At 58.7% G+C, this 25,551-nt stretch carries 21 protein-coding genes, 1 tRNA gene, 1 pseudogene and 1 riboswitch; of the genes and pseudogenes, 13 read left to right on the plus strand and 10 right to left on the minus strand.

The window, feature by feature from the left end:
* Positions 1–27: 27 nt before the first annotated feature.
* A complete protein-coding gene (locus ACU5AY_RS14405) occupies positions 28–1,383 on the plus strand; it encodes an MATE family efflux transporter (RefSeq protein ID WP_446826726.1) in 1,356 nt (451 codons plus the stop codon).
* Here ACU5AY_RS14405 and ACU5AY_RS14410 read toward each other — a convergent pair.
* Together ACU5AY_RS14410 and ACU5AY_RS14415 are read right to left on the minus strand one after the other, a co-directional pair.
* Entirely contained in the window at positions 1,359–2,447 is a 1,089-nt protein-coding gene (locus ACU5AY_RS14410; protein WP_446826727.1) for a quinone-dependent dihydroorotate dehydrogenase, read from the minus strand. The genes ACU5AY_RS14405 and ACU5AY_RS14410 overlap by 25 nt on opposite strands.
* Positions 2,444–2,788: a DUF952 domain-containing protein gene (locus ACU5AY_RS14415; protein ID WP_446826728.1), complete on the minus strand. Its 345-nt coding sequence runs from the start codon at positions 2,786–2,788 to the stop codon at positions 2,444–2,446. Before ACU5AY_RS14415 ends, ACU5AY_RS14410 begins: the two co-directional genes overlap by 4 nt.
* Before the next feature lie 115 nt (positions 2,789–2,903).
* Here ACU5AY_RS14415 and ACU5AY_RS14420 point away from each other — a divergent pair, with 115 nt between their 5' ends.
* The 4 genes from ACU5AY_RS14420 to ACU5AY_RS14435 all read left to right on the plus strand — a co-directional run bounded on the left by ACU5AY_RS14420 (position 2,904) and on the right by ACU5AY_RS14435 (position 5,336).
* Positions 2,904–3,296 (plus strand): hypothetical protein, encoded by a 393-nt coding sequence (locus ACU5AY_RS14420; protein WP_446826729.1) that lies wholly within the window; start codon positions 2,904–2,906, stop codon positions 3,294–3,296.
* Positions 3,297–3,472: 176 nt separating this feature from the next.
* Complete coding sequence (locus tag ACU5AY_RS14425) at positions 3,473–4,117, plus strand: S24 family peptidase (RefSeq protein ID WP_446826730.1); 645 nt, start codon at positions 3,473–3,475, stop codon at positions 4,115–4,117.
* A gap of 2 nt (positions 4,118–4,119) precedes the next feature.
* A complete protein-coding gene (locus ACU5AY_RS14430; RefSeq protein WP_446826731.1) occupies positions 4,120–4,833 on the plus strand; it encodes a thermonuclease family protein in 714 nt (237 codons plus the stop codon).
* 89 nt (positions 4,834–4,922) lie between these two features.
* Positions 4,923–5,336: a tellurite resistance TerB family protein gene (locus tag ACU5AY_RS14435; protein ID WP_446825399.1), complete on the plus strand. Its 414-nt coding sequence runs from the start codon at positions 4,923–4,925 to the stop codon at positions 5,334–5,336.
* A gap of 28 nt (positions 5,337–5,364) precedes the next feature.
* Here the strand turns inward: ACU5AY_RS14435 and ACU5AY_RS14440 are convergent, their stop codons facing one another.
* Positions 5,365–6,240 (minus strand): transporter substrate-binding domain-containing protein, encoded by an 876-nt coding sequence (locus tag ACU5AY_RS14440; RefSeq protein ID WP_446826732.1) that lies wholly within the window; start codon positions 6,238–6,240, stop codon positions 5,365–5,367.
* 54 nt (positions 6,241–6,294) lie between these two features.
* Between ACU5AY_RS14440 and ACU5AY_RS14445 the strand changes: the two genes are divergently transcribed.
* The gene (locus ACU5AY_RS14445; RefSeq protein WP_446826733.1) at positions 6,295–8,289 is read left to right on the plus strand and encodes a glycosyltransferase family 2 protein; all 1,995 of its coding nucleotides are present in this window, start codon (positions 6,295–6,297) and stop codon (positions 8,287–8,289) included.
* Here ACU5AY_RS14445 and ACU5AY_RS14450 read toward each other — a convergent pair.
* Positions 8,244–9,203 (minus strand): UDP-glucuronic acid decarboxylase family protein, encoded by a 960-nt coding sequence (locus tag ACU5AY_RS14450; RefSeq protein ID WP_446826734.1) that lies wholly within the window; start codon positions 9,201–9,203, stop codon positions 8,244–8,246. The two genes, ACU5AY_RS14445 and ACU5AY_RS14450, sit on opposite strands and share 46 nt — an antisense overlap.
* 532 nt (positions 9,204–9,735) lie before the next feature.
* Here ACU5AY_RS14450 and ACU5AY_RS14455 point away from each other — a divergent pair.
* Together ACU5AY_RS14455 and ACU5AY_RS14460 are read left to right on the plus strand one after the other, a co-directional pair.
* On the plus strand, positions 9,736–10,494 hold the full coding sequence (locus ACU5AY_RS14455) for a competence protein CoiA (protein ID WP_446826735.1): 759 nt from the start codon (positions 9,736–9,738) through the stop codon (positions 10,492–10,494).
* Between the two features lie 348 nt (positions 10,495–10,842).
* Complete coding sequence (locus ACU5AY_RS14460) at positions 10,843–12,207, plus strand: hypothetical protein (RefSeq protein WP_446826736.1); 1,365 nt, start codon at positions 10,843–10,845, stop codon at positions 12,205–12,207.
* A gap of 85 nt (positions 12,208–12,292) precedes the next feature.
* Here ACU5AY_RS14460 and ACU5AY_RS14465 read toward each other — a convergent pair whose 3' ends face one another.
* Positions 12,293–14,245 carry an FRG domain-containing protein gene (locus ACU5AY_RS14465; protein WP_446826737.1) on the minus strand — a complete coding sequence of 651 codons (1,953 nt, stop codon included), beginning with the start codon at positions 14,243–14,245 and terminating at the stop codon, positions 12,293–12,295.
* Positions 14,246–14,649: 404 nt separating this feature from the next.
* On the opposite strand from ACU5AY_RS14465, the gene ACU5AY_RS14470 reads away from it, so the two are divergent.
* Positions 14,650–15,285, plus strand: a complete 636-nt coding sequence (locus tag ACU5AY_RS14470) for a recombinase family protein (RefSeq protein WP_446826738.1) — start codon at positions 14,650–14,652, stop codon at positions 15,283–15,285.
* Between the two features lie 84 nt (positions 15,286–15,369).
* Here the strand turns inward: ACU5AY_RS14470 and ACU5AY_RS14475 are convergent, their stop codons facing one another.
* Together ACU5AY_RS14475 and ACU5AY_RS14480 are read right to left on the minus strand one after the other, a co-directional pair.
* Positions 15,370–16,788 carry a hypothetical protein gene (locus ACU5AY_RS14475; RefSeq protein WP_446826739.1) on the minus strand — a complete coding sequence of 473 codons (1,419 nt, stop codon included), beginning with the start codon at positions 16,786–16,788 and terminating at the stop codon, positions 15,370–15,372.
* Positions 16,789–16,924: 136 nt separating this feature from the next.
* Positions 16,925–17,671: a hypothetical protein gene (locus ACU5AY_RS14480; RefSeq protein WP_446826740.1), complete on the minus strand. Its 747-nt coding sequence runs from the start codon at positions 17,669–17,671 to the stop codon at positions 16,925–16,927.
* A 453-nt stretch (positions 17,672–18,124) separates the two neighbouring features.
* On the opposite strand from ACU5AY_RS14480, the pseudogene ACU5AY_RS14485 reads away from it, so the two are divergent.
* Positions 18,125–19,171 (plus strand): annotated as a pseudogene (locus ACU5AY_RS14485) (tyrosine-type recombinase/integrase); the annotation flags it as partial.
* 58 nt (positions 19,172–19,229) lie between these two features.
* Here the strand turns inward: ACU5AY_RS14485 and ACU5AY_RS14490 are convergent.
* Positions 19,230–19,303: transfer RNA gene (locus tag ACU5AY_RS14490), tRNA-Gly, on the minus strand.
* Positions 19,304–19,530: 227 nt separating this feature from the next.
* Here ACU5AY_RS14490 and ACU5AY_RS14495 point away from each other — a divergent pair.
* A complete protein-coding gene (locus ACU5AY_RS14495; RefSeq protein WP_446826741.1) occupies positions 19,531–21,759 on the plus strand; it encodes a methyl-accepting chemotaxis protein in 2,229 nt (742 codons plus the stop codon).
* A gap of 54 nt (positions 21,760–21,813) precedes the next feature.
* Here ACU5AY_RS14495 and ACU5AY_RS14500 read toward each other — a convergent pair whose 3' ends face one another.
* Entirely contained in the window at positions 21,814–22,908 is a 1,095-nt protein-coding gene (locus tag ACU5AY_RS14500; protein WP_446826742.1) for a 2'-deoxycytidine 5'-triphosphate deaminase, read from the minus strand.
* 76 nt (positions 22,909–22,984) lie between these two features.
* A riboswitch (SAM riboswitch) is annotated at positions 22,985–23,063 on the plus strand.
* Positions 23,064–23,107: 44 nt separating this feature from the next.
* Here ACU5AY_RS14500 and ACU5AY_RS14505 point away from each other — a divergent pair.
* Positions 23,108–24,292, plus strand: coding sequence for an O-succinylhomoserine sulfhydrylase (locus tag ACU5AY_RS14505; RefSeq protein WP_446826743.1), 1,185 nt, complete (start codon positions 23,108–23,110; stop codon positions 24,290–24,292).
* Between the two features lie 24 nt (positions 24,293–24,316).
* Here ACU5AY_RS14505 and ACU5AY_RS14510 read toward each other — a convergent pair whose 3' ends face one another.
* Positions 24,317–24,943: a CDP-alcohol phosphatidyltransferase family protein gene (locus ACU5AY_RS14510; protein ID WP_446826744.1), complete on the minus strand. Its 627-nt coding sequence runs from the start codon at positions 24,941–24,943 to the stop codon at positions 24,317–24,319.
* A 203-nt stretch (positions 24,944–25,146) separates the two neighbouring features.
* Between ACU5AY_RS14510 and apaG the strand changes: the two genes are divergently transcribed.
* Complete coding sequence (gene apaG, locus ACU5AY_RS14515; protein WP_446825407.1) at positions 25,147–25,539, plus strand: Co2+/Mg2+ efflux protein ApaG; 393 nt, start codon at positions 25,147–25,149, stop codon at positions 25,537–25,539.
* Positions 25,540–25,551: the final 12 nt, after the last annotated feature.

The raw sequence follows: 25,551 nt of genomic DNA on the forward strand, positions 1-25,551 counted from the left end.
TTGATCATTCATCCGGGGACGACCTGCTTGGATACGAGCACCGTCACATCAGAGGGCCGGCAGCAGCCGTTCGACGTCACGCATCGCATCGTGCTGGCGATCGCCGTGCCGATGACCTTCGCCTATGTGTCGACGCCGCTCCTGGGGCTGACGGACACGGCCGTGCTCGGCCAGTTCGGGCGGGCGGCGGATCTCGCCGGCCTCGGCGTCGCCGCCGTCATCTTCGATCTCGTCTTTTCGCTGATCAGCTTCATCCGCACCTCGACCACCGGACTGGTGGCCCAGGCCTTCGGGCGCGACGATCGCACCGAAGAGGAAGCGGTCTTCTGGCGCGCCGTCATCTCCGGTGTCGGCGGCGGGCTGGCGCTGGTGATCCTGTCGCCTCTCATCCTCTATGCCGGGCTCTCCGTCATAGGACCGGAACCGGCGGCGGCGGCCGTGGCCACCACCTATTTCTACATCCGCATCCTGTCGAGCCCGGTGCGGCTCATCAACGACGCGCTGCTCGGCTATGCGCTCGGCAAGGGCCGCGGCACGCTCGGCCTCGTGCTGCAGACCGTCCTGAACGGCACCAATATCGCGCTCTCCATCTTTCTCGGCCTGATGCTCGGCTACGGCGTCAGCGGCGTCGCCTGGGCGACGGTGATCTCCGAGATCGTTGCGGCGGTCGCCGGTTTCATCTTCGTCCTGCCCGCCTTCAGGGGACAGCAGCATCCGTCGCGAAAGCGTCTCCTTGAACGCGACAAGCTCATCGCGCTCTTCGCGCTAAACCGCGACATCACCATCCGCTCGCTGCTGCTGGTAGGCTCCTTCGTGCTCCTCACCCGGGCCGGTGCCGAAATCTCGACGGTCGTGCTGGCTGCCAATGCCGTGCTGATGAACTTCTTCATGGTCGCAGCCTTCTTCCTCGACGGCATGGCCGCCGCTGCCGAGCAGCTGGCCGGCCGCTCCATCGGTGCGCAGAACCTGATGGCTTTCCGCAAGTCCATTCGCCTGACGGCGCTCTGGTCCTTCGCGCTGTCTGGAATGCTGGCAGCCGTAATCCTGCTTTCCGGCTCTTCCGTCATCGCATTCCTGACGACGGCCGAGACGGTGCGCGAAGCGGCGGTGGAATACCTGCCATGGATGGCGCTGACCGGCATCACCGGCGCGCTGGCCTTCCAGATGGACGGCATCTATCTCGGCGCGACATGGTCGAAGGAAATGCGCAACATGATGATCCTGTCCTTCGTCGGATACGTCATCGCGCTTGAAGTGCTGACGCCGCTTCTCGGAAATCACGGCGTCTGGCTGTCGCTCAACCTCTTCCTGTTCCTGCGCGGGGTGACGCTTGCGGCAGCAACGCCGCGGCAGATCCGTCAGAGCTTCCGGTCGGCCCAGTAGTCGACGCGGCTGCCGACGAGCTCGGCGATGTTGCCGACGCCCTCGGCCGCGACCAGTTGCGACAGGCCGCGGACGATGCGGCCGGCAAGGCCGGGGCCCTCGTAGACCATGGACGAATAGAGCTGGACCAGGTTGGCGCCGGCCTTGATCTTTTCCAGCGCCGTTTCGGCGGAATGAATGCCGCCGACGCCGATGATCGGCAGGTTCGGCCCGACGCGCCGGCGCATCTTCGCAAGCACCGTCGTCGAAAGATCGAAGAGCGGCTTTCCGGAGAGCCCGCCCGCTTCACCTGCCTGCGTCTGGTCCTTCAGGCCGTCGCGGCGAAGCGTCGTGTTCGAGACGATCAGGCCGTCGAGATCATGGGCGAGGACTTCGGCCGCGATATCGTCCATGCCCTCCTCGGTGAGGTCCGGGGCGATCTTCAGGAACACCGGCACGCGCGAGCCCGTACCTGCCGACAGATCGTCACGGGTGGAAAGCACCGCCGACAGCAGAGCCGCGAGGCTTTCGCGCGCCTGCAGATCGCGCAGGCCCGGCGTGTTCGGCGAAGAGATGTTGGCGGTGAAATAATCGGCGACCGCGTGGAAGCGGCGGATGCCGGCCACATAGTCGGCAATCCGGTCGGCGCTGTCCTTGTTGGCGCCGATATTGACGCCGACGATGCCGCTGAACTTGCGGCCCGACAGCCGCCCGAAGGCCGCGTCGTGCCCTTCATTGTTGAAGCCGAGGCGATTGATGACCGCTTCATCCTTCACCAGCCGGAAGATGCGCGGCTTCGGATTGCCGACCTGCGGCTTCGGCGTCAGCGTGCCGACTTCGGTAAAGCCGAAGCCCAAGCGCAGCAGCGCCTCCGGCACTTCGGCATTCTTGTCATAGCCGGCGGCCATGCCGAGCGGGTTGGCGAAGGCGAGGCCCGCCACCTTCTGCCCGAGCTTCGGATCCGTCTTCATTCCGCAGGCGGGCACGAGACCGGACTTCAAGGCGGAGATCGAAACGCCATGCGCCTGCTCGGGATCCATCAGGAAAAGCGCCTTGCGGCCGAACATCTTGAACGGGTCGATCATGCGTCTAGCTCCGGAAACTGGTGGCCATCCGGCGTGAGCGGCAGGGGCTTTTCCCAAAGTACCGCGCTCAAGTCGAGGGCCGCATAGAGATGCGGGAAAAGGTCGCCGCCGCGCGACGGTTCGAATTTGAGAGCCGCGCCAAGACGCCCGGCGTCGACGGCGACCAGAAGCAGGTCGTCCTGGCCGGCAAAGTGCCGGGCCGCCGTTTCCCTCGCCTGGCCTGCCGTCGAGAAATGGATGTAACCGTCGGTCAGATCGATCGCCGCGCCCTCGAAAACACCCGTGGTTTTCGCCTGATCCCAAAGGCTTTTCGGAACAATCTTATAAATGACGCGTATCATCACTAGTCTCTCATAGCATCTTCCGCCCGGATTTGCCGGAAACGGCGGACGATGTCCACATCACAAACCGGGGCGGAGACGAAAAATGGAGGGCACAATGTGGAAATGGCTAATCATGGGGCTGACGGCAGGACTCTTCCCACTGTCGGCGTTCGCGCAGGACGAACCCAGCGGACGCTATCAACTGCAACATTCGGAAACGGGTTTCGTTCGGCTCGACACCGCGACCGGCGAAATGACCTATTGCAGCGAAGCGGGCGGCGACCTGACCTGCCGTCCGTCCGCCAATGAGCGGGCTGCCTACCAGGAGGAAATCGACGATCTGTCGCGGCGTGTTCTTGCGCTTGAGCAGGCGGTGAAATCCGGCGTCAAGGCGCAGGACGGGCTGCCAAGCGACGAGGAGCTCGACCGGACCCTTTCGTTCATGGAGCGGTTCTTCCGCCGCTTCAAGGATCTGACCGACGAATTCCGGGCGGAAGATGAGGCACAACCGGTTCCCAAGACCTGACGGATAGAAGCGGAATGTGAGGATTTTATTCCTTTTCACTTTACTCCACAGGGCCGCTTCTCTATGGTGTAGCCGTCTCGGGGGCCGGCGAAATGCCCCCAAAAGGCAGAGTTCATTTCGGCGTTCCTGCCTTTGAAACGAAACCGGCAACGTATGTGCGGACCAGGGCCAGGGCAATGCTTTCTCACCAGACCATTTGGGGCGCGATCGACGCATTGGCGGAAGCCAACAAGCTGACGCCGTCGGGTCTTGCCCGCCGCGCCGGCCTCGACCCGACCGCCTTCAACAAGTCGAAGCGCCTGTCACCGGACGGGCGGATGCGATGGCCGTCAACGGAATCGATCGCCAAGATCCTTGATGCGACCGGCAGCCGCTTTGACGAATTCATCAGTCGTATCGAACCGGCAAACGGGCGGACCCCGATGCCGGGCGGTGCCATTCCGCTGCTGGGATTTGCGCAGGCCGGCGCCGGCGGCTTCTTCGACGACGGCGGATTTCCGGCCGGTCAGGGCTGGGACGAGGTGGACTTTCCCGCCTCGCCTGCACAAAAGCCCGGCGTCTATGCGCTCGAAGTGCAGGGCGACAGCATGCTGCCGCTATATCGTGACGGAGACGTGCTGATCGTCGAGCCCGGCGCGCAGGTCCGGCGCGGCGACCGCGTCGTCGTCAAGACGCGTGAAGGCGAGGTCATGGCGAAGATCCTCGTACGCCAGACATCGAAAGCCGTCGACCTGATGTCGCTCAACCCCGATCATCCCAACCGGTCCTTTGCTACCGAAGAGGTAGAGTGGATCGCCCGCATCATCTGGGCCAGTCAGTAGGAATGTTTTCTCTTCTCCGCAAGCTGACTTTGCCGCTGGCCACCATCGCCGCTGTCGAGATCTGGGTCCTCATGCTCGGCGCCGGCGCGACGCGGATCGAGGCGGGCGTTGTCTCACGACCGTCAGGGGAACGAGCCGCACAAGCCGACGCGGCACCGGCGATGTCCGACGCGACTGCGCAAGACGAGACCGTGATCGGCACGGAAACCCTCACCGCCCGCCGGATCGCTCCCGACCAGTTCGGATACGCCGCCGTCAAGCCCGGCGACACGCTGGAGCGGATCGGGGCTCGCGTTCCCCTCACCCCTCCTCCGGAAAAGGCGACAGACGCGGCAGGGGCTGGAATTCCCCGCCCGAACGCCATTGCCGCCGGCATCATCGGCACGCCTGAGGGGCCTGTCCGCCTCTGGGGGATCATCCCCACCGACCCCGATCGCCGCTGCCGGTCCGGCCCGGACGACTGGCCTTGTGGCATGATGGCGCGAACCGCGATGCGGATGTTCATGCGCAACCGCACCGTCGATTGCGGCGATCCGATTGAAACCGCCGCCGACGGCATGCCTATCAGGCGCTGCAAGCTCGCCGGGCAGGACATTGCCGCCTGGCTTGCCCAGCACGGCTGGGCGGAAGCAAGCGACGGCTCGCCATACAAGACGGCCGCCGATGCTGCCCGCGACGCCGGTCTCGGGCTTTACGGCGACGACGCCCGCCAGTAGTGCCAGGGTCGGCCTGTGCCCCGAAGGCTTGCAAATCCCCCATCTGCAACTTAAATCCGGAGTGAAGCCAAGCAAGGAACACCCACCGCATGAAAATTCTGCTGACACCACACGATGCGCTCATCTACGTCATGGTGATGGCATCGGCAGTCGACAGCGCCATGTCCGACGAAGAACTCGGCCGGATCGGCCATCTCGTCCAGACCATGCCGGTTTTCCGCGATTTCGATGATGACCGGCTGATCGAGGTGGCTCGCAAGTGCGCCGAGATCCTTTCCGGCGCCGAAGGCCTCGACATTGCGCTGGAAACGATCCGCGACGTCCTGCCACCGCGCCTCTACGACACCGCCTATGCGCTGGCCGTCGAACTGTCCGGCGCCGACCATATCGTCAACGCGGAAGAAATCCGCTTCCTTCAGCTGCTCCGCGACCGGCTTCAGCTCGACAAGCTGACCTGCGCCGCCATCGAACGCAGCGCCATCGCCCGCTACCGCCGGCTCTAAGCCTGCATCCCGCGCTCGCGCATGCGGGCTAGAGGCCGTAGGGAAAATACCGGACGAATATTTCCTGCAATTTGCCGTCACGTGACAGCGAGGCGAGCGCGTAGTCGAAGGCGGCCGCCAGTCCCTGGTCCTTGCGACGCGTCATGATCGACAGGCCCTCGCCGAGGAACCGCGAGGAGTAATACGGCCCGTCGAACAGTTTGCAGCATCCTTTTGAGGCGGTTCCGTTGACCCAGAACGGCAACTGGATTCCGTCGGAGAATACCGCCGGGATCTCCCCCTTCTCCAGCCCCCGCAACATGTCGCCCCTGCTGCTATATAGCCGCGGCTGAAGATCCGGAAAGAACGCCCTCAGCATGGCCTCATGCGCACTCCCGGAAATCACCCCCACCGGTTTGCCGTTGAGTGCAGCGGTTGCGTCGCCGCCGTCGAGTTTGGCTGAAGACTGGGTGGCGAAGCGTGCGGGCAGGAGCATGTAGGGGCGCGTGAACGAGGCCTGGCGGCGCGTCTCCGGCGTCACCGCGACACCGGCGATCACGGCCTCCCCTTCACCCGCGGCAAGCGCATCGGAAAGCTCCGCAAACGGAATGGCTTCCACCTGGCACTTCGCGTCGATTGCGAGTTCAGTGCAGATGGCCCGGGCGAGATCGATGTTGAAGCCGGACAGCCGGCCCGCCGGATCGATGAAATTGAACGGTGGAAAATCGGTCGACGTCAGGAAGCGGATGCGCGGCACGAGACTCAGATCCGGCTTTTCAAGACGTTCATGCGCATTGAACAACAAAGGCAAGCTAGGAGCATCAAATTCTTCGGCGGATACCGAAATTACTCCGATAAGGAACAAAAGCGGCAGTATTGCTATCAATTTCCCCCTAGTTTTGAGAGGTGCAACTTTAAAGATCATTGCTAAATTCCTAACGGGGAAATTTCATGCCAGCTTGACAGCGGCTATATCACGGTGGCGGGGATCGGGGAACATCCTAGCGATTTTTCCGGCAGTCCTGATGCGGAAAACATCGTTTTCCGCAGTGAGGCGGTTGATGCCCAAAACAGCCGGGAAGCCGGGACATCCGCCGGGCTGCGCACCCATGCCGAAGGCCGCGTTCTGCTGGCGCTCGGCTTCTCCAAGCCCATGATCGAGCGCTGCCTCCGGCTGGCCGCGAAGAACGGCGCCAGAGCGGAAGACGAGTTGCTGGCCTCCGGCTTCGTGGACGAAAACGCCTACTTCGAGGCCCTCGCCCGGCTTGTTGGCCTCCCCTTTGTCGCCAGCATCGACGCTACGCTGATTGTCGATACTCCGCAGATCGACACCCAGCTTGCCAATCCCACGACGGTACGGCTCTCCCTTGCCGCCTCCGCGCCCCTGACCGTCATCGCGCCAAGGGCGGGACAGTGCGAAAAGCTCATGACTCTGCTGAAAGAGCGGCCTCACCTGCGCCAACAATTTGCGATCGCCTCGCGAACCACCATTCGCACCGCGGTCTGGCAGGCGGGCAGCAAGCGCAGGGTGGAAGACGCCGTCAGGCTGCTCTTCGAAGGCAGGAGTGATTATTCCGCGCGGTTCGTCATTACCGGCGCGCAGGGCCTGCTTCTCGGCGGGCTCGCCTCCGCCCTCGTCAGCACACTGATCGCGATGCCCGGACGCACCCTGCTTTTCCTGCACGCGGTCGTCTCGTTCGTCTACTTCTTTTCCCTGGCGCTGCGCTGCCTCGCGCTTCTCTGGCGGGTCACGGCGCGTCGCCCGAAGCCGCTTCCGAACGAGGATGGCCCGCTTCCGGTTTATACCGTGCTGGTGGCGCTCTACGGCGAAGCCGGGGTCGCCGGACAGCTGATGGCCTCGCTCAAGCGCCTGAACTGGCCGAAATCCCGGCTGGACATCAAGATCGTCTGCGAGGAAGGCGATGACGAGACGATAGAGGCTATCCGGCGTGCCCAACCCGGCCCGGAGGTCGAAATCGTTGTCGTTCCGAAGGTCGGCCCGCAGACGAAACCGAAGGCGCTGGATTATGCGCTTGCCGGAGCGCGCGGCACCTACACGGCTATTTTCGATGCGGAAGACCGCCCCCATCCTGACCAGCTGCGCGAGGCCTATTATCATTTCCAGTCGGTCGGACCGGATGTCGCCTGCCTGCAGGCGCCGCTCATCATCACCAATGCCCACAGGGGATGGCTTCCTTCCCTGTTCGCCATGGAATACGGCGCGTTCTTCCGGGCGATCCTGCCGCTGCTCTCGATGATGCGCATGCCGATGCCGCTTGGCGGCACCTCGAACCATTTCAGAACCGATGTGCTGAAAAGCTGCGGCGCATGGGATCCGTACAACGTGACCGAGGACGCGGATCTCGGCATGCGCCTCTATCGCCTGGGCTACCGCGCCGAGGTGATCAAGCGCCAAACGCTGGAGGATGCGCCGACGCGGATCGGTGTCTGGCGGAAGCAGCGGACGCGCTGGTTCAAGGGCTGGATGCAGACATGGCTGGTGCTGATGCGCAAGCCAGGCGCACTCATCCGTGATTTCGGCCCGAAAGCCTTCATCGTGTTCCAACTGATGATCGGCGGCATGCTGATTTCAGCACTCGCCCATCCATTGATCTTCCTGTTCCTGGCTGCGCCGCTGATGCCCTATATCGGCGTCCCCCCACCGGAAAGCCATTTCGTCCACACAGCGCTTTTTGCACTGGATTCGATTAGCATCTTCGGCAATTACGGGCTGTTTCTGGCGCTGGGATCAGTCTCCCTGATCCCGTACGAAAAGCGCCGGCTCGGTCGGCGATGGATGGCCTTTCCGCTCTATTGGATGCTGATTTCCTATGCGGCCTGGCGCGCAGTCATCGAACTCTGGTTGAAGCCGCATTTCTGGAACAAGACCCCGCACGAAGTGACCGAGCGGCCTGATAGGAGAACCAATCAACCCGAACGGGAGGCGCCACCGGATAGCAACCTCTCGAAATAGCCAATAGTCTTTTCCAGCCCTTCGCGCAGCTCCACCGTTGGCTGCCAGTCGAGAAGGTCTTTCGCCTTCGAGATGTCCGGCTGACGTTGCACAGGATCGTCCTGCGGCAAGGGTTTGAAGACCAGCTTCGAGGACGAGCCGGTCAGTTCGAGCACAAGCTCCGCCAGCGCCCGGATGGTGAACTCGTTGGGGTTGCCGATGTTGACCGGCCCGACCACATCGTCTCCCGTCCCCATCATCCTGATCATCGCTTCGACGAGATCGTCGCGGTAGCAGAAGGAACGGGTCTGCTGGCCTTCGCCGAAAATCGTGATGTCCTCACCCTTCAACGCCTGGACGATGAAGTTGGAGACGACGCGGCCGTCGTTCGGGTGCATGCGCGGACCGTAGGTGTTGAAGATGCGCACGACCTTGATGGCGAGCTTGTGCTGGCGCCAGTAGTCGAAGAACAGGGTCTCGGCGCAGCGCTTGCCCTCGTCATAGCAGGAGCGGATGCCGATCGGGTTGACGTTGCCCCAATAACCTTCGACCTGCGGATGGACGCTCGGGTCGCCATAGACCTCGGATGTCGAAGCCTGCAGGATCTTCGCCCGCACGCGCTTGGCGAGCCCCAGCATGTTGATTGCGCCATGAACGGATGTCTTCGTCGTCTGCACCGGATCGTGCTGATAGTGCACGGGTGAAGCGGGGCATGCGAGATTGTAGATCTCGTCGACTTCGACGTAGAGCGGGAAGCAGACATCGTGGCGCATCAGCTCGAAACGCGGATGGCCGATCAGGTGCTCGACATTACGGCGGGTGCCGGTGAAGAAATTGTCGACGCAGAGCACCTCGTCACCACGCTCCAAAAGCCGCTCGACCAGATGCGACCCGAGAAAGCCGGCACCTCCGGTGACCAAAATCCTTGCGTTCATACTCTCACGTCCTCTCGTCCGTTTATCCGGGTCTAAGAGAGTCGCGGCTGACTGTCAAAACATGACCCTCGCCAACCTTGCAATAAAGAGCGCAAACCAGAGAAGGGCGGCGGAAGCGAGTGTGGATCGGTCGACTGGAGCGGGTGAAGGGAATCGAACCCTCGTATTCAGCTTGGGAAGCTGTCTGCGAACCCAATGATATCAAATAGTTAAGCGTAATTTTTTACAAAGCCTCGCCCCAGACAGGCCTTTAGCAATCAAAGACTTAAGAGGCGGCTGTAAAAAGGTTTTGGGCGAATCCTGGCCTCGAATCAGCAATGGAGGCTAGCTTGGGCGCATTCATCGTCCCCCCTGTGGGCTGCCTTGTAAGCAGTTCTTTGTGTGGCAAATCCGCATCAGCAATTCTTTAATAACGCTACTGTCCATAGGTGCATTTACTGACAGCGGCCCCATAATCGAGACCTGACAATCTTTACTTTCGGCCAAGCGACCAACACGCTTCCTCTACCCGCTGCAAACAGGAGGAGAAAGCATGAGATACGCACTCGTCAATGGAACACGCTCTGAGGCCAAGCCTAAGCTACGGGGAGCATGTCTAAACTGCGAACGCGAAGTAGTGGCTAAGTGTGGCGAGGTCCGTATTTGGCACTGGGCTCACCTTGGCAAACTGGAATGTGACCATTGGTGGGAGCCGGAAACTGAATGGCACCGTTCGTGGAAGGCCCAGTTTCCTCAGGAGTGGCAGGAGGTCGTGCATATCTCTGAGAGTGGTGAGCGCCATATTGCCGACGTGAAGACTAGTGCTGGGTTGGTGGTCGAACTGCAGCATTCACCAATTGCTTCAGACGAGCGCATTTCCCGCGAGAGTTTCTACAAGTCGATGGTCTGGGTTGTAGACGGTAGGCGCTATAAGCGTGATCTGCTCGCATTCAGGAATGCACTTGAGCTCGGATCGATCGTTAATGATAGTCCAATGTACCTGAAGCCTCGTATTGATACCGCTGCAATTTTCCGGCGATGGACACCCCTGCATTGCGCTGTGTTCCTCGATTTTGGTGATGAAGTATTCACAGCAGCGAGCTTGCTGCTTCCTGCGGCCGTACTTTGGGTGCTTCAGCTTGATCGTATCACCGGCAAAGTGGTTATAGGCGCAGTCACGCGAGATAGCTTCATACAGTTCTGTCTGACGGGCAGCGAGCTACGATGGTTACAGGTTACTCGCTCTATGCAGCCGGTCAACCGCTTCCGGATTCCCATGGGCCGCCGGTACCAGCAGCGGCGGCGATTTTAAGCCACTATTCCGTTTAAAACTCTTTACCGAATCGCGAACTGCCCGGAGAGAGCGCGTGATCATCCCACCCTGATCCCTGCCCATCTCAGTCAACTGGCAATCGATAGATGATGCCACTACCAGAAGTCCATCATCGATCCCCGCACTCCGTGCGACAGCGGGAAATGCGGGGAGATCTAACGCTCGCTCAGCTAAAACAAGTCACCCATCACGACGTCCTTCCAAGAGAACGAGGATCACCTCTCAGCCGGATTTAATCGGTTCTGAGCCTAGGTCTGAATACGCACTTTCATCCGAATACAACTGGGGCTATAGGGCACCTATTATTTGCATTCATTTCGGTGACTTATGATCCAGACATCAGGAACGGCCGTTATCCGCCATCGTGATACCCGCCAGGTTTATGAAATCCCTAGCAACGAACTCGATTGGGAAGATGTTTCCAGGCACGAGCGCGATATGGGACCCGAAGTCCTGTGGACGGCTCGCGTATATCATCCAGACCTTGGAGAGCTGGAATGGTCGGTCACCGAGTATCCAGAGGGAGCAATTTCAGGGACGCCTGAAGCAGATTTGAACGGTCACGAACTGCAGACTGATTTCCATTTCGAAATCGACTATCCTACCCCTGATCTAGAGCCTGACGATGACTATGACCTCGTACCGTCCTCCGTCACCGATGATGATGCCGAGGAAATGCGGCAGTGGTTTCTTGAGAATTATGAGGATCCGGCAAATTCACTCCCCTATTCATCGAAAGATGGTGGGTATCAGTGGACCAACGGCGGACCGTACACCCCATTAGAAGCCCTTCAGGAAGAGTTCGACAGAGTATACAGCTTCGAATCCATCGAGGCGGTGGCCAAATCTGTTGAGGATGAAGATGGTACGTATGAGTGGTCACCTCGGGATAGGTCGGAGGCTAGGGACGAGTACGTTTCGAGGATCGCCGACAGACTTAACCGACATCTCCCTCTTGCGGAGCGTATCGTTCCCAACGAAGAAACCGGCGTATTCCAGGCACTGGCAACCCTTGTCACAAAGCCCGACCTTCTGGAGGCGACCCTTGATCGCGTCCGCGATGCGCTGGAAGACTGCTTAGCTTCACCATCAAACGGGCTCTCAGAGAACGACCATGAGGTCCGAAAGCTTCGGCGAATGCTGTCACAGTATTCAACTGATCCTCAACGCGTTGAGATGGATACAAATTCTGTCGGGAAAAGCATCCTTGCGAAAATACGCAAGGGAGACCTGCCTGATTCTGACCAAATTCAAGATTTGGTCTCAACTCTACAGGACGCTGGGGTAGGGATTCGGGCGACCGACCCAAATATCGCTCAGAATAGACGGATCCTACAATCCGCGAGCCTCACCCAGCTTTCAACGGAGAACATTCAGGCGATCCAAGAAGCTGCTCCGGTCCTAGAAGCGATCACTGAAGGTCGCCTTCAGCAGGAGGTGATGGAGGATCTACAGGTCCTCGCCGAATACCAGGGTAAGCTGGGCGGCGTAAACCGAAATGATGGATTTGGTCATGATGAAGTCACGAGAATCATGGGTCGCACGGCACGAATGTTCGCGATCCTGAAAAACACTCCAACATTGATAAGCAAGATCGAAGGCAGTACAGCGCTAAAGGTCGGGAAAATTATAAGTGCCCTCTCGTCCATTATGGTGGTGGGCGGATACGTGTTTAAGTTCTTCTTCCCGTGAAAATATACAAGGAATCCATCATAAATCCCTGCAGCTCCCGCATCGTATGGGAGCATGGATGCAACATGATAGCGCTCTTGGTCGTTTAAAGTTGCTGTATCCAGTCCGCCATTTTCCTTGCAGACCCTTCAAGCTTCGCATTGGCCGATGGGAGCTGTGCATAAAACTGGTCGAAACATGCCCGCAGTTGAATTTGATCGCTTTGCTGCATCAGCTTGAATTGGTCATTCGCGATCAACCATAGTTCGAAGGCTCCTAGGCCGGTGGCATGCGGTCCTCCATCGTCGGATTGCGCCGACGGGAAAACTTCAAGGACAGAAATACCAGCATCCTCTACAATCCATTCGCATTGCTCTATTGAGCGCGGTATCTCCCAAATGGGTCTGGGGTCACCGTCGTAGCCATGAAATTTGACCTGGAATGGTGGTCCGCCAGATAACACCCTGGGAAGGCATGAGATGAACAGCTCCAATACGTCGCTCCTGTTCATGTCTGGCATTACGTAAACACAGTTATTGCATTCGTAGTCAGTCGCAATTGGTGACTGCCACCTGTAGTTTATGACCGTGACGTACCCAAGTAGCAGAGGATTGAAATTCAGGCTCCACAATATGTCCAGAGATAGGTCGTCTTGAGATATGCACTCACTAAAGTAAGAATCTAGCGCTGAAGGTATGAACTGCTCACAGAACAATTTCTTGAACCTATTAAAATCAAATAGTATCCAAGAGTCCGTGATGAAATTCATCGCAAACAAGGGGTCTTTTTTTACTTTTCCCTTCATGTATTCGGTAAGTTGTGAAGGTGGATGTTCGTGTATGCATTCCATCAAGTCTGAAAGCCTGACGGCCCCTGCTTCAATGTGCCCTCCCACAGGGGCTGTTTCAATTAGAGTATGTTCGCCCCAGTAGTCGTCTTCCCAATCAAAGTCGGATGGAGCTTTCTGGGCCCGAATTATGAGCAATGAAATCAATAGGCTCATGCAGTTCAACATTTCGCTTTGGTCGTAAGGGAGGGACCGGATACCGTCCCAGCATCTGTTGCAGAGGGTGGATACTGCCCATTCAAAATGTGCCGCATCTGCAGGTAGCTTAATGGCGAAACTGATGAGCCTGCCTGTAGCAACACTGTCAGCCAAGGGCTGTTTAATTAGCTGCTCAACTTCGTACTTTAACTGTTTTAACTCGCTGTTCGGACGAGCGGTAACGACCACAGTTGTAGGGTCTGCGAGGAGGGCGACTTTCTCGACTGTTGGTGCGACCCACCGGTGGTCGTTGTTGCACCAAGCAGCTTCGAGTTCTGGCGGGGTTCTCCACCTAAACGCTCCGTCATAGGTCTGGCGCCGGGTTGCACTTATGAAGTTGATATTCCCGCTGGAGGTCAGATCTGAGAACAGATCCTGAACTCTTTTTCGATATATCCATTGGTCAATTACGCATTCCAAAGCGCTCTTCCGCACTGGATAGATTGCCTCGTGCTCGTCGGGCAGTAACTGTGCGAGTGGGAAATGTATTCTATACGCATGATCGCGGATTTTTGTTGCCACGTCTTTGTCTTGTACATTCAGGAATAGACCTTCCTGAGCTTCCAAACGCCAAAGGTTGTCAACATTTATCTCGACAATCTCCGCGCCATTAAGCGCTGATAGGTCGTTAGAGTTGAAGCAGTATATTACGGCTGTGTTTCCACTCGTATCCGAGCTAGCTGGTGACTTGGAGAATATCGCCGCGATCTCCGGTGATCTGGTTAGATCAAGGAATCTCGTAGGAATGCCGTAGTGCTGAGCGATCGCCATCGTTGCGCCTGACTGCGTACGATAGGCAGCCATTTGAGGAACCGCCTCCGCCCACTCCAAGAACTCGCTCAGGTTACTCTCAGCAACTGACAACGCTTCGTCTGTGACGCGGAGTAGGCTAGGAATGAGTCTCGGCCAATCCCGTGTCTGCCCCCGAAACAGATTATATTTTCCATCTAATTTCAGCTTTTTACACAAAGCTATTGCTTCGGCCAAGCTGTTCACGCTGATATCTTGGCTCATCCCCCATCCCGTTCGCAGCGCCAACGATGTGCCTGAAGTAAGGGCGAGGGCTGCCAACCATCATCTATAGGTTGTCGAGTGACGCTGGACAATCGGTTGCATGCTGCTTTCGCGAAAACTGCAGATTTTTACGTGGGAGTATTTAAGCTCTTTCGTGCGGGGATTTCCCCCATGGGGCGGCATCGGTCCCACTCCACCACACTGCCCTCCGCAGGTCCTACGCTTACTAGGTTGTCGGGCTGGGCTCCTACATAGGCGGCATAAGGCGGGGTCACGGCCCCTGTCCACAGGGGTATACCCTAGTGAGCAAGTGGTTGTGTGTGAAAATGTGTGTCCATAAGGGTTGACTTCTTTCAACGGACAGGCATTTGTGTGAACATGACTCTTATGGACAGGATGATGTGATGTCAAAGACCGTGCTCTACGCCCGCGTGTCAACCGTAGACCAGACGCTTGATCACCAGAGGACCCAAGCGGAACAAGCTGGATTTGTGATTGACGAGGTGATTGCTGACCATGGCGTGTCAGGTATCAGTACCAACCTTAGGGACAGACCCGAAGGCAAGAGGTTGTTCGACAAGCTCAGGCATGGGGACGTGTTGGTTGTTCGTTGGGTTGATCGCCTGGGGCGGAACTATGAGGACGTAACCAAGTCGATCAAGGACTTCATGGACATGGGCGTGATCGTCAAAACAGTGATCAATGGCATGGTCTTTGACGGCGCAACGAAAGACCCAATGCAAAAGGCGGTCAGGGACGCGCTGATAGCGTTCATGGCCGCAACTGCGCAGGCACAAGCCGAAGCGTCGAAAGCCGCTCAGCGGGCCGGAATAGAGGCAAAGAAGGGGGATCCGAAGACCTACCCCGGCAAGAAGCCGAGTTACGACCGGAAGGCCTTTCAGAAGGTAGTGGACCTGCTTGCGCTAGGGCATGGAGCCTCAGAGATCTCGAAGGCCACCAATTTGAAGAGGCAGACTGTGATTAGGATCAGGGATGATCAGGCGAAGGCTGAGGCGATCCTGACAAAATGGGGTATGTGAGCCGAAAGCTTCATAGAATACAGGCACTTCCGCTTATTTGCACGAGTAATAGGGAGGTCATTGGGCGGAGCCTGATGGCCTTCCTTAGTTTAGTACCCATTTTCTGTTCTCTTTGAATGTGGTCACACTTTCATAGTATTTTCTATAGGGGCCAGTGATATCTTTAAGTGGCTTGGTCATGTCCAGAAATCCAGTGGAAGGCTCATCATATTCAATCTTCTTCGCTTTAATGGTTATATCCTTCCCGTACTTGCTATGGAACGTTTCTTGCATGACCTCCTGTAGCTCGTCTTCCAGTTTTGCATGTATGATGAAGCTGTCATGCACGGGTAGGCATGGGTAATCCCTTTTCGCAAACTGATGCATAATTTTCTCTGCCATATCGGAATCTTCTCGTTGTAGATGCAGCCCGTGCTTGGACTTGAAATATTTCCTGATTGGCCGGTGTCGTTGTAATATCTCGTGCTGAAGCTGTTCCCAGCTGATGCCTAGCTTCTGGCTGTCGAATCCCTCGATAGGGTTCAGCCGTTCGCCCGCGTTCAGCATTGCGTTAAATGTCTGTTTGACGATTTTGCGGGGAACTGGCAGTCCGATCTCGTAGGCATCGTAATCTAGCGCCAGTCCTTCTTTGGCGTAGATCATGGCTGGATGCATGTGGGAGTAATCGAGCTCTACAGTCGGTTCGTCATCAATTGTGATGTTCGGTCTGTAGGCTTTCGGAACGCTTTGCCACCATCCACCGTAGAAGCGGCCACCTTTGGTCCAGTCGTTGTCATTGAAGATGCGTACAATTGATCGTCTAGTTAGGTCAATGTGAGCGGGAGGCTGATAGACTGGGTCCGCGCGCCATGATGCGCTACCAACGGCCTTATTGGCCATGCGCCGGTTCAGCCCTTCGTGCTCGGTGTCCGAGATCCGCAGATCGAACCAGTGGTGCTGTAGCACGATGTTGATTTTTTGTAGATGGACTCGCATGGATCGTATGCTGTCATCGTCTTGATACTCGACAGCGCGCTTGTCCTTGTCCCTGAGCACAACCGTCTGCAAGTCACCCGTGTTGAGAACTGTAGTCGCGGTCAACACATCTGACATCGGGGCCAAGGTATGTGCTAGCTTCACGGTCCCGGCAACTCGGGTCACTCGCCCGCCACTGTGAGACCCCTTCGTAATCACAGCCATGTAGCCGGCCTGTAGTAAACCACTGAAGGCATCTTTGAAGGTGCTCCAGGTGACAAAGCTCGGACGATAAATGGACCGATTGACGTAGGCGCTGTTCGACTTGCTGATCCCAATCGTCATCTCTGGGTCACTGAGATGTGCCGCGAACAGATCAAGTATGAGGGCACTGACTGCGCTGGCGAATGCGTCGGAAGACGATCCTCTTCCTCTGGTGCGCTTCTCTTGCGCGCTCAATTCCTGCAAGATCGTGGCAAGGGCGGCTTGATAGGCTGGATGAGCGTTCACTCGGAACCAGTTGACTGGTCTGGATCTGGTCTCGGGCATAGCTGCACTGCTGTCGTGAAATGACGATTCCGGACGCTATAAAGAAATAGCTGGCCGGTTTCCATGCCTGAACAACCTCAGGCAGAGCATCATTGCGTAGCCGCTTTGGGTAGTCCGCGAACCCTGTGACGGATCTCTAGGCTGTGACGTTCCGCCCTTTCGTTCGGCTGTTCCGCCAAGACCACACTCCTCTGGCTGGCACAGATAGTACAGCTAGGCTACCCAGCAGAAACATCACATCAATTGCAACAGGGATAACCCCAGCAATCAGTTGCGCTATCGTTCCCATGCGCTGTACGCGAGCTTTCGCGGCCTCACGTTCTTGAATGTTTGCCAGAACAGCATGCGCCTCTCGATCTGAAGCGGCGGCGCCAATCATTGGTAGGTACTCTTCACTGATCCGGATGTAGGCGCTGTTGTTAGTCAGCCATTCCTGAGGATGGAAGCCAAGCTCTGGAGGGTTCTCGTAGGCGCGCTGGTAAGACTGCGATGCGTTGAAAACGATGCTGCCTCCTGCTGTGAAGCTGTCAGCAATTCCCTCGAATAGCGTCTCAGTCTTGTCGTCTGTGGCGATCCCCAGCGTTTGATACCATGACTGTCTGTCGCGAGCCTCCCGGCATTCCCGCTCTGCACGTGTGCTCGCCGCTTCCCCTCCTATGACTGGCATCCCCATCGAGTTGGTTGTGCCCTCGGAGGTGTCGATAGGGCGGAAGCTCTCAGGGATATTGTCGAAGCCACATGCATAAGCGCCGCCGGTTCCTGTCAACAGGCTGGCAGCTACTAGCAAACAACTTGCACCTCGCTTGATGTGCTGGAGCTGGGACGAGCTCTGGGATACTAGCTGGCGATCTGCTCTCGCATTCGACGCGACCTTCGATGTCAATGACCTACCCCCCAATGCAGAAGGGCGGTAGGCGCGGTACGTCTCCGCGAGTTGCCCTTCGATCTCTGGTGATCGGGGAGTTAGTAACCGCATGACACGGCCCTACGGCCTTTAGTTCAGAGAACCTGTTGCATACGCCGCAGGCTCCCCGACCATAGGTCGAAGAGTGGTGCCATTTCAGTGGCACACGTTCCTAGTCATGAGGGGTTACTACGCCCCGAAGCCGCACGTACGGCTCCAGGGTCTGTTTCCAGGATTTGGGAATCGGTGTCAATCCAGCATTGGAGCCTCAGGTTTAACGGCCAGCATGGTCAGGTATCTGTATCTTGCTCGTTGGCACCAGGCGGCCACGCGGGCAATTGGTAAGCCCAGGGCGACACAGCGGGTTTGCGGATTCATGGAAACCCGCTACGTCTCTGTTGAATATGACGTCGCAGTACACCGAGGCAACGAATGGTCACAGTTGATTTGAAGGGCGTGCACAAGGTCCAATGCAAGGGCAGGCACTACTATTACGCTTGGCGAGGCGGTCCGCGTCTTCCCGGCAAGCCCGGAACGGAAGAGTTCATGGCCTCATACTTCGAGGCACTGGAAAGCAGGAATGTTCCCAGCAGTTCCAGGTTCGGCGCGCTTGTGCGAGCCTACCGCACCAGTCCCGAGTACGCAAAGCTGGCTGACAGCACGAAGCGCAACTGGTCCAGAATGCTCGACAAGATTGACGCGCACTTCGGTGACATCAGCATTGCGCAGTTCGACCGGCCCAAGAGGATACGGCCAACCATTCTGCAGTGGCGCAGCCAGTTCGCCGATACACCGCGCACGGCTGACTACGGGATGCAGGTGCTGTCTCGTGTTCTATCCTACGCCATTGATCCCTTGGGGAAGATTGCTGCCAATCCATGCGAGGGCATCAGGAATCTCTACAAGAATGACCGTGCAGCCATAATATGGACAGAGCATGATCTAGCTGCGTTGAAAGATGCCAAAGACGGCAAGGGCAAACCTGCCTGCTCTACAGAAATGGCATTGGCTATCGATCTGGCCATTTATACCGGCTTGCGTGTCGGAGATCTGGTCAAGGCTACGTGGTCACATGTAGGTCAGGATGCGATCATCATGGCCACGAGCAAGAGCAAAGGCAAACGTGAAGCCCTCATACCGTTGTACGATGACCTTCGCTCACTACTGAGCCGCATACCACGACGTAGCAATACAATTCTTACAAATAGCCGAGGCGCCGCCTGGACGCAGGACGGCCTTGCCTCATCGTTTCATACTGCCAAGAAACACGCTGGCTTGAACGACCGAAACCTGCACTTCCACGATCTGAGAGGGACAGCGGCAACCAAATTCTACACTCTTGGGCTACCAGAGCGCGTCATCGCTGAGATCATGGGATGGTCCGAAGATGAGGTACAAGGGATCATTCGAAGGTACGTTGACAGGACAGCAGCAACGCGAGCGGTCATCGATCAAATCAACACCGGTGTAAAACTAACTGTAAAACAGGGGGTGAATCCGCCAACCCAATCGGGTCGTAAGCCTTTGAAAAGGTTGATGGAGCGGGTGAAGGGAATCGAACCCTCGTATTCAGCTTGGGAAGCTGCTGCTCTACCATTGAGCTACACCCGCGCGCGCAGAGACACATTCATGAGGTTGCGGACGATGTCAAGTCACTCCGCGAAGGCCGTTTGCCCTGGTCGGACACGACAGCCGAAATGCAACCGTGATGATCCCAATATTTCAGGACGATGGACGTTAAAGGTGCATTAGGCATTTATAAAATATCTTCTCCCCAAACGGCCCCCCAAGACAAAATGCACAGTATTCGTCAGATCGGCTCATTCGGGGGTAATGGCATGACAATTTCCGACATTTCGGTCAGCAAGCGCTTCTGGCTGGCCGTCATGATACCGGCGACGGTGGCCCTGTTTCTTTCCGTTATCATTGTGCGTGACATGTGGCGTGCGCAAAGCAACATGGATTTGATCGCCGAGGTCAGCCGCGACGTCGCCCAGATCGGGCGGCTGATCGAGACACTCCAGGTCGAGCGCGGCACCACGGCCGGCTTCATCGGCTCCGCCGGCGCAAAGATGGGCGAGCCGATGCGCAAGGCGCGAGCGGCGACCGACGCGGTCGCGGGCAATCTAGCGTCCGTCGCCAACAAACTCGCGGTCGCCGATGTCAGCGTCCCGGCACTGATCGCTGAGATCGAGGCAGAGCTTGCCCGCATCGGCACGATCCGGAGTTCCATCGACGGCCAAGCGCTTCCCGGCAAGGATGCCTTCGGCTACTATACCGGCCTGATCGGCAAGATGCTGCAGCTCAACACCGACCTGACCGGGCTTGCCTTTCATTCGGATGTGACGTTTCAGCTGATGGCCGTCAACGAACTCATGCTTGCCAGCGAACTGGCGGGCCAGGAGCGCGGCATGGGCGCCGGCATCATCAGCTCCGGCAAGTTCGCGGACGGACAGTTTACGGCCTTCAGCAAGTTCGGCGGCGCACAATCGGTGCTGATGGATCGCTTCCTCGCCCTGCAGGACGCAGGCAGACGCGCTGAGGCCGGCGCCACCTTCAGGCAGGAAGCATTCACGAGCTTCGACGGAATGCGCGACAACCTGATCAGGCGTGGCAGCGAAGCGGACTTGTCCGGTCTCGATCCCGCCGCCTGGTTTGCCGATGCAAGCGAGCGGATCAGCAAGATGATCGCCCTTCAGGAAGCATCGCTGGCCGAGGTCGGCACGATCGCCGACGGCCTGAGCGATGACATCCACCACAAGGTGATCCTGCTTCTGGCCGCCATCGCAATTGCCGCCACCTTGTCGATCCTCATTCCGGCGTCGCTGGCCGTAACCGTCCTGCGCCCCCTGAAGGCCCTGACCCAGGCCATGCGCGATCTGCTTGCCGGCCGGGGCGACATCCATTCGATACCCTCGCTCGGCAAGAATGAAATCGGCGCGATGGCCGATTCCGTCCGCGGCATCTTCGTCATGGTCAGCGAGCAGAGCGAGCGCGAACGGCAAGAAGAGCTGCGGGTCGCTGCGATGAAGGCCGACGAGGAGGAGGCCCAGAACCTCGAGCGGGCGCACATCGCCCAGGAGCAGGCGGCCGCGTTGGAAGCCCTCTCGGCGGCGCTCGACCACCTGGCGAACGGCGACTTCGAAAAGCGCATGTCCCTCGATCTTTCCGAGAATTTTCGGCCGATGGCACGCAACTTCAATGACACCGTGGAGATGATGCGCAAGACGATGTCTGACATCCGCACCACGTCGCGTGAAATCAACGGCAGTGCCGACGCCCTCGCTTTCACCTCCGATGAACTCGCCGCGCGCACCGAAGAGCAGAACCGTTCGCTGGAGACCAGTTCGAACGCCCTGCGCATCCTGACGGAGACCGTGCGCTCGACGGCCGACAACGCCCAACGCGCCATGCACGCCGCCCAGGAAAGCAAGATGCAGGCGGAGCGATCCGGCGATGTCGTTCGGCAGGCGGTGGCGGCGATGGGAGCCATCAACTCATCCTCCAGCCAGATCGGCCAGATCATCGGCGTGATCGACGACATCGCCTTCCAGACCAATCTCCTGGCGCTCAATGCCGGAGTGGAGGCCGCCCGCGCTGGCGAAGCCGGCAAGGGATTTGCTGTCGTCGCCCAGGAAGTCCGCGAACTGGCGCAGCGCTCCGCGCACGCCGCCAAGGAGATCAAGGGCCTGATCTCGGCAAGCTCGAACCAGGTGAAGTCCGGCGTTTCCCTGGTGGAGGAGACCGGCACTGTCCTGACCGCGATCATCGAGCAGATCTCCGAAACCAGCGGGCTGGTCTCCATCATCGCCAGCAACACGACGGAGCAGTCCGCGCAGCTCACCGAGGTCAATCACGCGATCTCCGAAATCGAGCAGATCACGACGCAGAACACCCAGATGGTGATCGACAGTTCGCGCGAAATCCACGATCTGACCGCGCGGGTCAATCACCTGCACGAGAAGCTCGCCCGGTTCAGGACGCGCGACGAAAAGCACGATAGCGCCTACGAGGGCCCGGAGCGGCGAAAGAGTGCCGGCATACCGATACGCTATTCGGCCGCCTGAAACGCGGAGGCGCGGGCCCGTGAGAAGTCAGGTTCTGCGTCTCCGGCGATGATGTCAGGTGCGAAAATGCTTGGAGAGCTTCAGGCCCTGCGCCTGATAGTTGGAGCCGAGGCCGGAACCATAGAGCGAATGCGGCTTTTCCAGCATGTGTTCGTAGACGAGACGCCCGACGATCTGGCCATGCTCGAGGATGAACGGCACCTCGTGGCTGCGCACTTCGAGGACGGCGCGCGATCCGGTGCCGCCGGCGCCGGCATGGCCGAAGCCGGGATCGAAGAAGCCGGCATAGTGAACGCGGAATTCTCCGACCAGCGGGTCGTAAGGCGTCATTTCCGCGGCATAAAGCGGCGGCACGTGCACGGCTTCGCGCGATACCAGGATATAGAATTCATCCGGATCGAGGATCAACTCCTCGCGGCCGTGGCTGTAGAGCGGCTCCCAGAAATCGAACACCTCGTTGGCCGCCTTCTCGTCGACATCGACGACGGCGGTGTGATGCTTGCCGCGATAGCCGATCAGGCCGTCGTCGGCACTACCCTTGAGATCGATCGACAGCGCGATCCCGCCGCCGGACACGTTCGGCGTGTCGCTGGCGACCAGAGTCTCGCTTCTGTGAAGCGCCAGCAATTCGGTCTCGCTCAAGAGCGGCTGGCCGATGCGGAAGCGGATCTGCGACAGGCGCGAGCCCCTGCGCACGACGATCGGGAAGGTGCGCGGCGAGATTTCCAGATAGAGCGGACCGGAATAGCCGGACGGTATCTTGTCGAATTCCTGGGCATAGTCGGTGATGACGCGGGTGAAGATGTCGAGGCGGCCGGTGGAGCTCTTCGGATTGGCGGAAGCCGACATGCCGGAGGGCAGATCGAGGCTTTCCATCAGCGGCACGATGTAGACGCAGCCCGTCTCCAGAACCGCACCTTCGGAGAGGTCGATGACATGCAGTTTCAGCCGGTCGAGCTTGTCGGAGACAAGGTGGCTCGGCCCCGGAAGGAAGCTTGCCCGCACCCGGAACGCCTTGGCGCCGAGGCGCAGGTCGAGGCTTGCCGGCTGCACCTGGTCGATGTCGAGTTCCGCCTGGCTCTTCAGCCTGCCCGCCTCGAAAAGTTCGCGAATGGCGCCATCCGCCAGAATGCCCGTCTGTCTTGCCATATGTCCCGTCCTTGAAGTGTGAGGCACAAAACCAAACTCGAGGAATTGACGCAAGCGGTGATGGGGAGTATTTGGCTCCTTATCCCGTGGTGATTTGGCCGGTCGGCTTGCAGCCACGTTAAACAAGTGGCTAAAAAGACCGGGTTGAAACCGGTCTGCTTTTGCGGCCGGTTTTTTTGTTTTGGAAAGTGATCATGGCATGAGCAAGAATTGGCAACCGGCAACCCAACTCGTTCACGGCGGCTCAATCCGGTCGCAGTTCGGCGAAATGTCGGAATCGATCTTCCTGACGCAGGGCTTCCTTTATGAGAACTCGGCATCGGCCGAGGCCCGTTTCAAGGGCGAGACCGAAGGCTATATCTACGCCCGCTACGGCAGCCCGACCAACGACATGTTCGAAAAGCGCATGTGCATGATGGAAGGCGCCGAAGACGCGCGCGCCACCGCATCAGGGATGGCCGCCATTTCGTCCTCCATCCTCTGCCAGGTCAAGGCCGGCGACCACATCGTCGCGGCCCGCGCGCTGTTCGGCTCCAACCGCTGGATCATCGAGACGCTGGCACCGAAATACGGCGTGACCTGCACGCTGGTCGACGGTCGCGACATCGCCAACTGGGAAGCCGCCGTTCGCCCCAACACCAAGGTCTTCTTCCTGGAAAGCCCGACGAACCCGACGCTGGAAGTCGTCGACATTGCCGGCGTCTCGAAGCTCGCCAAGCAGGTCGGCGCCACGCTGATCGTCGACAACGTTTTTGCCACGCCGCTCTTCCAGAAGCCGTTCGAACTCGGCGCCGATGTCGTCGTCTACTCGGCCACCAAGCACATCGACGGCCAGGGCCGCTGCCTCGGCGGCATCGTACTGTCCTCCAAGAAGTGGATCGACGAGAACCTGCACGACTACTTCCGCCACACCGGGCCGGCGATGTCGCCGTTCAATGCCTGGGTGCTGCTGAAAGGTCTGGAAACCTTGCCGCTGCGCGTGAAGCAGCAGACGGAGAATGCTGCAAAAGCCGCCGACTTCCTCGCCGAACACAAGGCCGTCGCCAAGGTCATCTATCCCGGCCGCAAGGACCATCCGCAGGCCGATATCATTGCAAAGCAGATGAAGGCCGGCTCCACGCTCGTCTGCCTCGAGCTGAAGGGCGGCAAGGAAGCGGCGTTCGCGATGCAGGATGCCCTGCAGATCATCAAGATTTCCAACAATCTCGGCGACACCAGAAGCCTGATCACCCATCCGGCGACGACGACGCACAAGAACCTCACCGACGAAGCCCGGGCCGAACTCGGCATTTCGCCGGGCACCGTGCGCCTTTCGCTCGGCATCGAGGACGGCGGCGACCTGGTCGCCGATCTCGAACAGGCGCTCGACAAGGTCAAATACTGACCCACATATCAGACCGCCGGGGCGTCACTCACGCCCCGGTCGTTCCTCCCGCATGATGCGCCTGGCAAAGAGGATGCGGGCGGCAGCGGTATAAAGCGTGAGCGCCGCGAAGAGATAGGCCAGCCACCAGAACCAGTCCGGACAAAGGCAGGCAATCGCAAAGACGGCGATCGTCTCCGTCGCTTCCGCCAGTCCCGTTGTGAAATAGAACGATTTTTCACCGCGCGCATCGGTCGTCAGCCGGCGCTTTTCGGCCATGACGGCGAAGGCGAGGAAGCTCGATCCGTTCACATAGAAGGCAAACAGAAGGACGGCGCCGGCAATGCCGTTTCGCGCCGGGTCGGCGATGACGAAGGCGAGAGGGACGGCGCCGTAAAACACGAAGTCCAGGACGATATCGAGAAAGCCGCCGAAATCAGTCTTGCGCGTTGCACGGGCAATGGCGCCGTCAAGACCGTCTCCAAGCCGGCTGGCAAGCAGAAACGGTAGAGCCAGCCAGCCGTGGCCGGAGGCAACAAGGGCCGCCGAGAGGAGGCCCAGGCCGCAAGCGATCAACGTCATGGTGTCAGCACCGACGCCCCGTTCCGCGAGCCATTCGCCCGTCTGCCGCAGATGCGGATCGATGCGCTTTCTGATTGCACCGTCGAGCATGCGCCTCCCTCCCCTTGCCTTATTCATCCGCACCCCGAAAACCGGCTTGCCGGCGAGCACGCACATATTAACCTAACCTATTATGATTAACGGCAAAAACCGCGTTCATTTCTGGTTTTTAATACTTGAGTACGGGCATCCGGCTTGACGCAACCGGCAGGCTATACGATATCGTTTATGAAATCTTAAGGAAGGTGTCCGGTATGTATCGCGCGCTGACACGGGACATAGAAGTTGTGGTGGAGCCCTACTATCTGGAGGAACAGTCCGATCCGGAAGACAGCCGCTATGTCTGGGGTTACCGGATCGTCATTTCCAACAATTCCGACATATCCGTCCGGCTGATCAGCCGCTACTGGCACATCACGGACCAGAACGGCCAGGTCGATGAAGTGCGCGGCCCAGGCGTGGTCGGCGAACAGCCGCGGCTGTCGCCGGGCGATTCCTATGAATACTCATCGGGCTGCCCGCTCGACACTCCGTCCGGCGTTATGTTCGGCCACTACCAGATGTCGACGGACGAGGGCGAACTGTTCGAGGTCGACATTCCGGCCTTCTCGCTCGACACGCCGGACATGACCCGCACCCTCAACTGACAGAGCTGATTG

The organism is Rhizobium sp. PAMB 3174 (assembly GCF_052908375.1).